Annotated in this window: 1 protein-coding gene; it reads left to right on the top strand. The window is 68.5% G+C overall.

From position 1 onward, the window contains the following. A partial coding sequence (locus LG395_RS40915) for an AMP-binding protein (protein ID WP_225814665.1) occupies positions 1 to 727 on the top strand: 727 nt, incomplete at both ends.

Below are 727 nucleotides of genomic sequence, written 5' to 3'. Positions count from 1 at the left end.
CTGAACATGCTGACGGAGCGGGAGCGGCGGGAGGTGCTGGTCGACTGGAACGGTGTCACCGGCCCGTACCCGGAGACGGCGACGATCCACCGGCTGGTCGAGGACCGGGTCGCCATCGACCCGGACGCGGTCGCGGTCACCCGGGGCGAGCAGCGGTGGACCTTCGCCGAGATCAACGCGCGTGCGAACCGGTTGGCTCATCATCTGCGTGGTTCGGGCATCACCCCGGACACCCTCGTCGCGGTCTGCCTGGAGCGGTCGCCGGACCTGATCGCCACCCTCCTGGGCATCCTGAAGGCGGGTGCCGCGTTCGTGCCCCTGGACCCCGACTACCCGGCCGACCGGATCACGTACATGGTCGAGGACGCGAGTGCGCCGCTTGTCATCACGAGCACTGCTCTGGCTGACCGGCTGCCCGACAGGGTCGACCGGTTGCTGGTCGATGCCGGGTGGCCGGCCGGTCCCGAGACCGATCCGGAGCCGCTGGCCTCGCCGGACGATCTGGCCTACGTCATCTACACGTCGGGGTCCACGGGCAAGCCCAAGGGTGTGGCTCTGGAACACCGGGGTGTGGTCAACTACCTGCACTGGTGCGACCGGAACTACCCGGCAGGTGTTCGCGGCGGTATCGGCAGCATCCTGTACTCGTCGGTCACGTTCGACCTGACGATCACCGCTCTGTTCCTGCCCCTGATCCAGGGCCAGCAACTGGTCATACCCGTGCCCG

The sequence above is a fragment of the Streptomyces spinosus genome (genome assembly GCF_020400655.1).
Lineage (GTDB): Bacteria > Actinomycetota > Actinomycetes > Streptomycetales > Streptomycetaceae > Streptomyces > Streptomyces argyrophylli.
Note: the sequence above shows the minus strand (reverse complement) of the source record. Positions and strands in the feature narration are given on the sequence as shown.